This window comes from Streptomyces milbemycinicus (assembly GCF_002154605.1).
GTDB lineage: Bacteria > Actinomycetota > Actinomycetes > Streptomycetales > Streptomycetaceae > Streptomyces > Streptomyces milbemycinicus.
This window is the reverse complement of sequence record NZ_MUNE01000200.1, coordinates 22,036-33,186: the sequence shown is the minus strand read 5'-3', so window position 1 is coordinate 33,186 and position 11,151 is coordinate 22,036. Positions and strand designations below refer to the sequence as shown.

Below are 11,151 nucleotides of genomic sequence, written 5' to 3'. Positions count from 1 at the left end.
CCATTCGACGCACCGTCCTGGTTGACCGCCGAACCGCGGACCAGCGCGAGCACCGGGTGGCCGTGGCGCTGGGCGTCGGAGAGCCGTTCGACCAGCAGGATGCCGACGCCCTCGGCCAGGGTCATGCCGTCGGCGGCGTCGGAGAAGGCCTTGCACCGGCCGTCCACGGCCAGCGCCCGCTGGCGGCTGAAGGCGAGGTACGAGGCGGGGGTGGCCATCACGGTCGCGCCGCCCACCAGGGCGAGCGAGCTCTCCCCGTCGCGCAGCGACCGGCACGCCAGGTGCAGGGCCACCAGCGACGACGAACACGCGGTGTCCACGGTGACGGCGGGGCCTTCGAGGCCGAACACATAGGACAGCCGGCCGGAGAGCACACTGGGGCTGCTCCCGGTGACCATGTGGCCCTCGGTGCCGTCCGCGACCCCGGTGCCGTAGTCCTGGAAGGTCGATCCGATGAAAATGCCGGTGAGGCTGGAGCGCAGCGACCGCGGGTCGATGCCGGCCCGTTCGAAACTCTCCCAGGCCGTCTCCAGCAGCAGCCGCTGCTGCGGGTCCATGGACAGCGCCTCACGCGGCGAGATCCCGAAGAACGCCGGGTCGAACTCGCCAGCCGAGTCCAGGAAGCCGCCCAGTGTCGAGTACGTCCTGCCCGCCCGGTCGGGGTCGGGGTCGTACAGCGCGGCGGTGTCCCAGCCGCGGTCGGCGGGGAACTCCGAGATGGCGTCGGTCCCGTCGGCCACGAGCCGCCACAGCTCCTCGGGGGAGCGTACGCCGCCGGGGAAGCGGCAGCTCATCCCGATGATGGCGATCGGCTCGTCGTCGTGGGCCGAGGAGAGCGCCACGGGCCCGGTGCCGGCCGCCCCGGTGCCGAGGATCAGCGTGCGCAGATGCCGGGCCAGGGCCAGGGGGCTCGGGTAGTCGAAGGCCGTGGTGCTCGGCAGGTTCAGGCCGGTCAGGGTGACCAGGCGTTTGCGCAGTTCGACCGCGGTCAGGGAGTCGAACCCCAGGTCGCGGAAGGCGCGCTCTTCGGGTACGCCGTCGGCGGAGGCGTGCCCGAGTACGGCGGCGGCCTCGGCGCGGACCAGGCTCGTCAGCAGCCTCTCCTGCTCGGCCTCGGTGCGCCCGTGCAGCCGCTGGGCCAGCTCCGACGCACCGTCCGCGGCCCCGGACGCGGGCCGCTCGCCCGCCTGTGCCCGTGCCTGCTCCCGGGCCTCGGGCAGATCGCCGAGCAGCGGACTCGACCGTACGGAGGTGAAGACGGGGAGGTACCGGTCCCAGTCGACATCGGCGACGGTCACGGTGGTGTCGCCGTGCACCACGGCGCGGCGCAGTTCGGCCATGGCCCGCTCGGGTGCCAGGAAGCGCAGGCCGCGCCGTTTGAGGCCGTCCGCCATCGCGTCGTGGGTGGCCATACCGGACTCGGCCCACGGGCCGAAGGCCACGGAGGTGGCGGCGAGTCCGCGGGCGCGGCGGTGTTCCGCCAGCGCGTCCAGGTAGGCGTTCGCCGCGCCGTAGGCGCTCTGGCCGCCGCTGCCCCATACGCCCGCGATGGAGCCGAACAGCACGAACAGCTCCAGGTCGCGGTCGCCCAGCAGGGCGTCGAGGTGGGCGGCCCCGGCCAGTTTCGCCGCGACCGCCTCCTCGAACTCCGCGGGCGCCATGCCCTCCAGGGGTGCGGCCGAGGCGATGCCCGCGGTGTGCACGACCCCGGTGAGCGGGGAGTCGGCGGGGAGGTCCGCGAGGGCGGCGGCCAGCGCGCCGCGGTCGGCGGCGTCGCAGGCCACGATGCGCACCCCGGCTCCCAGGGCCTCCAGTTCGGCGCGCAACTCATCCGCACCGGGGGCCTGTGCGCCCCGGCGGCTGGTCAGCACCAGGTGTTCGGCGCCGGCGCGCGCCAGCCACCGGGCGACCTCGGCCCCCAGGGCGCCGGTGCCGCCGGTGACCAGGAGGGTGCCGCGCGCGGTGAAGTCGCGGGGGGCGGGCAGGTCGTCCACCGTACGGTGGGCCAGTCGGCGGGCGGACACGCCGGTGGCGCGGATCGCCACCTGGTCCTCGTCGTGGTGGGCCGAGGCGGGCTCGGTGGATCCGGCCAGCACGCTCATGAGCCGCTGGGCAGCGGGCCGGTCGACCACCCCGGGCAGGTCGACCAGTCCGCCCCACCGCCCGGGGTGTTCCAGGGCGGCGGCCCGTCCCAGACCCCAGATGGCCGCCTGGAGCGGGCTGGTGACCGGGTCGGAGGGCCCGGTGGACACGGCGCCCCGCGTGGCGTTCCACAGCGGGGCGGTGACGCCGAGGTCACCGAGCGCCTGCACCAGGGCGACGGTGAGTGCCAGTCCGGCGGGCAGGGCCGGTTGGTCGGGGGCGGGGTGTTCGGCGACGGCCAGCAGCGAGAGCACTCCGGACACCTCGTCGAGGCGCACCCCGTCCGCGGCGCCGTCCGCTCCTTGAACGTCGCCCTGGAGGTCTCCCTGAACGTCCCCGAGCCGTTCGGCCAGGACGGCTCGGTCGGCGCATGTGTCGTCCAGCACCACCCGGTGGACGCGGGCGCCATGGACGCGCAACGCTTCCACCACGTCGTCCTGGAACGGGTCGTCGGGCGCCCCGTCCGCGGTGACGACCAGCCAGGTGCCGGCCGCCACCGATGCCGTGGACACCCGCAGCGGCTGCCACTCCACCCGGTACCGCCAGGAGTCCAGTACGGCCTTCTCATGCCGGTTCTGGCGCCAGGTGGAGAGCGCGGGCAGCAGCGCGTAGAGCGATGCGTGGTGTTCGTCCTCCAGCCCCAGCACGGTGGCCAGTTCCGCCGCGTCCCTGCGCTCGACCGCGCTCCACAGCGCTTCGTCCGCCGGATCCGCGACCGCCTCCGGGCTCAGGGGCGCGGCGGCGGTGTCGGGCCAGTAGAAGTCGTGCTGGAAGGCGTACGTCGGCAGGTCGACACGGCGTGCCCCGCTGCCGCCGAAGTACCCGGGCCAGTCCACGCGCACTCCGCGGACGTGCAGCTTGGCCAGGGCCGCCGCGACGGTCGGCTCCTCGGCGCGGTCGGCCCGCAGGGCGGGCACCGCCTCGGCCGTGGACTCCTCGCCGAGCGTGTCCTCGGCCATCGCGGACAGGACGCCGTCCGGGCCGAGTTCGAGGAAGGTGGTCGCGCCCGCGTCGCGCAGGGTGCGTACGCCGTCGGCGAAGCGGACCGTCCCGCGGACGTGTTCCACCCAGTAGTCCGGGGTGCGGATCTGCTCGTCGGTGACGATCTCGCCGGTCACGTTCGACACGATCGGGATGGTCGGCGCCGCGTAGACCAGGCCCTGTGCCACCTCGCGGAAGCCGTCGAGCATGGCGTCCATGCGGGGCGAGTGGAAGGCGTGGCTGACCCGCAGCCGCTTGGTCTTGCGGCCCAGGTCGCGGAAGTGTGCCGCGACCTCGAGAACCGCCTCCTCGTCGCCGGAGAGGACCAGCGCGGACGGACCGTTCACGGCGGCGACCGCCAGCTCGTGGTCCCGGCCGGCCAGCAGCGGTGCCACCTCGTCCTCGGTGGCCTGTACGGACACCATCGCCCCGCCGGCGGGCAGGGCCTGCATCAGCCGGGCCCGCGCGGCCACCAGGGCGCAGGCGTCCTGGAGGGACAGCACACCGGCGGCGTGGGCCGCCGCCAGTTCGCCGATCGAGTGGCCGGCGACGTAGTCGGGTCGGACGCCCCACGAGAGCATGAGCCTGAAGAGCGCCACCTCGACGGCGAACAGGGCGGGTTGCGTCCAGCCGGTTTGGTCCAGCAGCTCGGCCTCGGGCGTGCCCTCGTCGGCGAACAGCACCTCGCGCAGGGGGCGGTCCAGGTACGGGTCCAGCTGGGCGCAGACCTCGTCCAGCGCCCGGGCGAACACCGGGAAGTCCGCGTACAGCTCCCGGCCCGCCCGGGCCCGCTGGCTGCCCTGGCCGGAGAAGAGCAGCGCCAGCTTGTCCGTGCCGCCCGACTCGCCCTCGACCACGGCGGGGTCGGGGCGGCCCTCGGCGAGCGCGGCCAGCGCCCGCAGCAGCCCGGTCCGGTCCGGCGCGACCACGGCGGCGCGCTGTTCGAAGGCCGAGCGGGTGGTGGCGAGCGAGAGCGCGACATCGGCGGCGTCCGGCCCGGGGTCGGTGTCCACGCGGGCCGCCAGGCGGGCGGCCTGCGCCCGTAGCGCCGCGCGGCCACGGCCGGAGAGCAGCCAGACAACGGAGCCGTTGCCACCCCGGGATGCGGTCTCCTCGGGCTCGGGGGTCGGCGGCGCGGGCTGTTCGACGATCAGGTGGGCGTTGGTGCCGCTGATCCCGAACGAGGACACACCCGCCCTGCGCACCCGGCTCGTTGACGGCCACTCCACCGCACGGGTGAGCAGCTCGACCGCGCCCGTCTCCCAGTCCACATGTGACGACGGCGCGTCCACGTGCAGCGTGCCCGGAAGCACACCGTGCCGCATCGCCATCACCATCTTGATCACACCCGCCACGCCCGCCGCGGCCTGGGTGTGCCCGATGTTCGACTTCACCGACCCGAGCAACAGGGGCTGTTCGCGGTCCTGCCCGTACATGGCCAGCAGCGCCTGCGCCTCGATGGGGTCGCCCAGCGTGGTGCCCGTGCCATGCGCCTCCACCGCGTCCACATCCGAGGCCGACAGACCGGCAGTGGCGAGCGCCTGGCGGATCACCCGCTGCTGGGACGGGCCGTTCGGCGCCGTCAGACCGTTGGACGCACCGTCCTGGTTGACCGCCGAACCCCGCACCACGGCCAGCACCTCATGCCCGTTGGCCCGCGCGTCCGACAGCCGCTCCAACACCACCACACCCACGCCCTCGGACCAGCCCACACCGTCGGCCGACTCCGAGAACGCCTTGCACCGCCCGTCCGGCGACAACCCCCGCTGCCGCGAGAACTCGATCAGCGACGCGGGCGTCGACATCACCGTGACGCCGCCGGCGAGCGCGAGCGAGCATTCGCCCTCCCGCAGCGCCTGCGCCGCCAGGTGCATGGCCACCAGCGAGGACGAACACGCGGTGTCCACGGTCACCGCCGGGCCCTCCAGACCCAGCGTGTACGACACCCGGCCCGAGGCCACGCTCGGGGACGTTCCGCTGCCCAGGAAGCCCTCGAAGTCGCCGCCGCCCGCGAGCACGGTGCCGTAGTCGTTGTACATCACTCCGGTGAACACACCGGTCCGGCTGCCACGCAGCGACACCGGGTCGATCCCGGCCCGTTCGACCGCCTCCCAGGAGGTCTCCAGCAGCAGCCGCTGCTGGGTGTCGGTGGCCAGCGCCTCGCGCGGGCTCATATTGAAGAAGGCCGCGTCGAACTCGCCCGCGTCGTAGAGGAATCCGCCCCCGCGGGTGTAGGTGGTGCCGTGGTGGTCGGGGTCCGGGTCGTACAGCGTCTCCAGGTCCCAGCCGCGGTTGGCGGGCAGCCCGGAGATCGCGTCGGTGCCCTCGCTGACCAGCCGCCACAGGTCCTCGGGCGAGCCGACGCCGCCCGGATAGCGGCAGCCCATGCCGACGATCACGATGGGGTCCTCGGCAGCCGTGACGGGATTCGGCCGTGCCGGGTCGGGGGCTGCCGCGGCACGGCTGCCGAGGAGTTCGTCGCGTATGTGCACGGCGAGCGCGGTGACCGTGGGGTAGTCGAAGACGGCGGTGGCCGAGGTGCGCAGCCCGGTGGCCTCGCTCAGCCGGTTGCGCAGCTCGATCGCGGTCAGCGAGTCGAACCCCAGGTCCTGGAAGGGGCGGTCCGGGTCCACGGCCTCGGGGCCCGCATGGCCGAGTACGGCGGCGACCTGGGGGCGGACCACGTCCACCATGGCCCGGGTGCGCTGGTCGCCGTCCAGTCGGGCCAGCCGCTGCGCCAGCCCCGAGGCGGTCCCCGAGCCCGCCACCACCGCCCGGCGGTGGGCCTTGCGGACCAGTCCGCGCAGCAGATGCGGTACGTCGGCAGAGGCGCGCAGCGCTGCCAGGTCGAGCCGTACGGGAAGCAGGACAGGATGGCCGCTGGAAACCGCGGTGTCGAACAGGGCGAGCCCCTGCTCGGGCGAGAGGGCGGGGGTGCCCATGCGGGTCAGCCGCCGCAGGTCCGTCTCGGTCAGGGAGCCGGTCATCCCATCCGACAGGGCCCAGGGCCCCCAGGCGAGGGACTGGGCCGGCAGGCCCTGGGACCTGCGGTGGCGGGCGAGTGCGTCCAGGAACGCGTTGGCCGCCGCGTAGTTGCCCTGGCCTGCGGTGCCGACTGTGCCGGCCAGCGACGAGAAGACGATGAACGCGGACAGCTCAAGACCGTCGGTCGCCCGGTGCAGGGCCCATGCCGCGTCGACCTTGGGCCGCAGCACGGCGTCCATACGCTCGGCCGTCAGCGAGCCGATCATGCCGTCGTCGAGCACGCCCGCCGCGTGGACGACCGCGGTCAGCGGATGCTCGGCGGGGATCCGCGCCAGTACGGCGGCCAGCGCGGCTGGGTCGGCCGCGTCGCAGGCCACGACGGTCGCGTCCGCCCCGTGGTCGGCGAGGTCGGCGACCAGGCCGGCGGCGCCCTCGGCCGCGCCGCCGCGGCGGCTGAGCAGCAGCAGATGGCGTACGCCGCGCTCGGCGGCCAGATGGCGGGCGACCAGGGCGCTAAGACCGCCGGTGCCGCCGGTGATCAGGACCGTGCCGTCGGTGTTCCAGCCGGGCTCCGGATCCGTAGCGGTTCGCGTGTCCGCCGCGTCCGGCAGGGGCGCGGTGACCCGGGCAAGCCGCGGGGCCAGCACGGTGCCCTGGCGGACGGCCAATTGGGGTTCGTCCGCCGTCAGTGCCAATGCGGGAAGGATGGCCGAGGGGTCCTCGGGGTCCAGGTCCACCAAGGTGAAGCGGCCGGGCGCCTCGGCCTGCGCGGAGCGCACCAGGCCCCAGACGGCGGCCGCGGCGAGGTCGACCGCACCGGTGTCTTCGCCGCGAGATTCCCCGGACGCGGCTGCTCCGCGGTCGGCGGCCACCGCCCCACGGGTCACGAAGACCAGCCGGGTGCCCGCGGGCCCCTCCTCGGCCGACCAGACGCGCAGCAGGTCAAGCGCCCGTGACGTCAGCGTACGGACCGCGTCGGCCATCTCCCCGGCGGTGTCGCCGAGCACCGGGACCAGCACCGTACCGGGCGATGCGCCATCCGGCCCGGTCAGAGCGGCCGGGTCGATCAGGGCAGCCGGATCGGTCAAGGCGGCCGGGTCGTCGTGGGCCCGCGCCTCGGTGCCGGCGGCCCGAAGCGCCTCGGCGAGCCCCAGGACATCCGGGCCGAGCACCACCACGGTCCCGGACGCGGCCACCGCCGGTGTCCCGTCCGTCGCCGAAGCGGGCAACGGCGTCCAGTCCACGCGGAACAGCGAGTCCCGCCCGGCCGTGGCACCGTCTCCGGGGGCGCCGGCCGGCAGGGCGCGCAGCGTCAGCGCCTCGACGGAGGCGACGGGTTGGCCGGAGGGATCCGCGACCGCGATCGACAGGGTGCCGTCGGCGGCTCGGGACATCCGTACGCGTATCTCGGACGCGCCGGTCGCGTGCAGGGACACGCCCTCCCAGGAGAACGGCAGGGCGGTGCCCCGGCCCTCGGGGTCCGGGTCCCGGCCGGGGTCGGCGAGCATCGCGTGGAGGGCGGCGTCGAGCAGTGCGGGGTGCAGCCCGAACGAACCGTCGGGGGCCTGGGCCGAAGGCTCCAGCGCCACCTCGGCGAACGTGTCCGCACCGCGTCTCCAGGCCGCCCGCAGCCCCTGGAAGAGCGGCCCGTACTCGAGGCCGTTCTCCGCCGCCAGCCGGTCGTAGAGGCCGTCCAGCGCGAGGGGTTGCGCATCGGCGGGCGGCCACTGGGCGGTGTCGAAGGCGATGTCGTGTCCGCCGGTGGTGAGCACGCCCGTGGCGTGCCGGGTCCACGGCAGCTCGTCGGTGCCCTCGCCGTCGCCGTCGGGCCGGGAGTAGAGGTTCAGGGTCCGCCGGCCGGACTCGTCCGGGCCGCCGACCCACATCTGCACCTGGACGCTGCCGTGTTCGGGCAGTGCCAGTGGCGCGGCGAGGGTCAGGTCCTCGACCCGGTCGCAGCCGACCTCGTCACCCGCGCGGATGGCCAGTTCCAGGAAGGCCGTCGCGGGGAGGATGACGGTGCCGCGCACGGCGTGGTCGGCCAGCCAGGGGTGGGTCCGCAGGGAGAGCCTGCCGGTGAGCAGGAAGCCGTCGGAGTCCGCCAGGGACACGGCGGCGGCCAGCAGGGGGTGGTGCGCGGCACCCATGCCCGCGGCCCGCATGTCGCCCGCCGGAGTGGCGAGGGCCTTGGGCCAGTACCTCCGGCGCTGGAACGGATAGGTCGGCAGGTCCACCCGGCGGACACCGGTCCCGGCGAAGTAGCGGTCCCAGTCGACCGGGACGCCGCGTACGTAGAGCCCGGCCAGGGCGGCGGTGAGGGCCACCGGCTCGGGGCGGCCCGGCCGCAGCAGCGGTACGGCGGCGCCGGGCCCGTCGGAGCCCCCCTCCGCGTCCCCGCCCAGATCCCCGTCGGTGGCGGTGTTTTCGAGGCAGGTCCGGGTCAGCGCGGACAGGACGCCGTCGGGGCCCAGTTCCAGGTATGTGTCGACGCCGTGTCCGTGCAGCCAGCCGATGCTGTCGGAGAACCGCACAGCCTGGCGTACATGGTTGACCCAGTAGTCGGCGGACGTCAGCTCCTGCACCGTGGCCTGGGCGCCGGTCAGGTTCGATACCACCGGCACGACGGGCGCCTGCGGCGAGAGTTCCGCGACCACGGCGCGGAACTCCGCAAGTATCGGCTCCATACGGGGCGAGTGGAAGGCGTGGCTGACCCGCAGCCGCTTGGTCTTGCGGCCCTCGCCCGCGAAGTGCGCCTCGATCTCGGCCACTGCGTCCTCGTCGCCCGCCACCACGACGGCCGAGGGGCCGTTGACCGCCGCGATGGAGACGTGGTCGGCGCGCCCGGTCAGCAGCGGCGCCACTTCGGACTCGGTGGCCTGTACGGACGCCATCGCCCCGCCGGCCGGCAGCTCCTCCATCAGCCGGCCGCGCGCCACGACCAGCCGCGCCGCGTCGGCCAGCGAGAACACCTCGGCGGCGTGGGCGGCCGCGATCTCCCCGATGGAGTGCCCGGCCAGGAAGTCGGGGGTGATGCCCCAGGACTCGACCAGCCGGAACAGGGCGATCTCGACGGCGAACAGCGCGGGCTGGGCGTATGCGGTGCGGTCCAGCAGGGCGGCTTCGGGGGTGCCCTCGGCGGCGAAGAGCACGTCGCGCAGCGGGCGGTCGAGCCAGGTGTCCAGCGCGGCGACGGTGGCGTCCAGCGCCTGGGCGAACACCGGGAACCGCTCCGCCAGCTCGCGCCCCATGCCCAGCCGTTGGCTGCCCTGCCCAGCGAACAGGAACGCCAGCTTCCGTGTGGCTCGTGCGGTGCCCCTGACCAGGCCGGCGGGGGAATCGCCCAAGGCCAGCGCGGACAGCGCGGCGGCCGCCGTGGCGCGATCGCCCGCGGTGACGACGGCCCGGTGTTCGAAGCCCGCGCGCGTGGTGGCCAGCGAGAAGGCGAGGTCGGCGAGGCCGAGCCCGGGACGCGCGTCCAGGTGGGCGTGGATCCGGGCAGCCTGCTCCCGCAGCGCCTCGGGGGTCCGGCCCGACACCGGCAGCGGCACCACGCCCGGGTCGAGCAGCACGACGGGTTCGGGCACCCCGGCGGGGTCCGCGTCCGGGCCTGGCCCGGCCGCAATGCCGCCCGGCCCGGCCGCGGCGCCGTCGGACCCGGTCGGCTCGTCCTCGGCCGGTGCCTCGGCGGGGGCCTGTTCAATGACGGTGTGGGCGTTGGTGCCGCTGATGCCGAACGAGGAGACCCCGGCCCGGCGCGGCTCCCCGGTGACCGGCCAGGCGGTCGGCTCGGTCAGCAGTTCCACGGCGCCCGACTCCCAGTCCACATGGGTCGAGGGCCGGTCGATGTGCAGGGTGCGCGGCAGCACCCCGTGCCGCATCGCCATCACCATCTTGATGATGCCCGCGACACCGGCCGCGGCCTGCGTGTGCCCGAGGTTCGACTTCACCGATCCGAGCAGCAACGGGCCCCGGTCGCCCCGGCTCTGACCGTACGTGGCCAGCAGCGCCTGGGCCTCGACCGGGTCGCCCAGCGTCGTACCGGTGCCGTGCGCCTCCACCGCGTCGATCTGGTCGGCCGAGAGCCGTGCGTTGATCAGCGCCTGCTCGATCACCCGCTGCTGAGAAGGGCCGTTGGGCGCGGTCAGGCCGTTGGACGCGCCGTCCTGGTTGACGGCCGTGCCCCGCACCACCGCCAGCACCTCGTGTCCGTTGCGCTGGGCGTCCGACAGCCGTTCCAGGACGAGTACGCCGACGCCCTCGGCCCAGCCGGTGCCGTCCGCGGTGTCGGCGAACGAACGGCAGCGGCCGTCGGCCGACAGCCCGCCCTGGCGGCCGAACTCGATGAAGGTGGCCGGGCTCGACATGATGGTGATGCCGCCCGCGAGCGCCAGCGAGCACTCCCCCGCGCGCAGCGACTGGGTGGCCAGATGCAGGGCCACCAGCGACGACGAACACGCCGTGTCCACGGTGACGGCCGGTCCGACGACACCGAAGGTGTACGAGAGCCGGCCGGACATGACGCTCGTGGTGTTGCCGGTGAGCTGGAAGCCCTCCACACCGTCGGCCGGGCCCACCCGGTAGTCCTGCGCCATCGCGCCCACGAACATGCCGGTGCGGCTGCCACGGAGGGTGCCCGGTTCGATACCGGCCCGCTCGAACGCCTCCCAGGCGGCCTCCAGCAGCACCCGCTGCTGCGGGTCCATCGCCAGCGCCTCGCGCGGCGAGATGCCGAAGAAGTCCGCGTCGAACTCGGTAGCCGAATCCAGGAATCCGCCGGAGACGGCCGTCCCGGCCAGCTCGCCGAGATCCCAGCCCCGGTCGGCCGGCAGGGCGGTGATGCCGTCCGCACCGGACTCGACCATGTGCCACAGGTCCTCCGGGCCGTTCACCCCGCCCGGGTAGCGACAGCTCATGCCGACGATGGCGATCGGCTCCTGTGCCGCGGCCTCGATCTCGCCGAGCCGGCGCCGGGTCCGCCGCAGATCGGCGCTCGCCCGCTTGAGATAGTCCCTGAGCTTCTGTTCGTTGTCCATCTCACTCAAC

General features: G+C 74.5%; 1 protein-coding gene. It reads right to left on the bottom strand.

What is annotated here, in order from left to right; translation table 11 throughout:
• On the bottom strand, positions 1-11,141 hold an 11,141-nt coding region (locus tag CCN51_RS59235; RefSeq protein WP_086859718.1), incomplete at its 3' end, for a type I polyketide synthase.
• Positions 11,142-11,151: the final 10 nt, after the last annotated feature.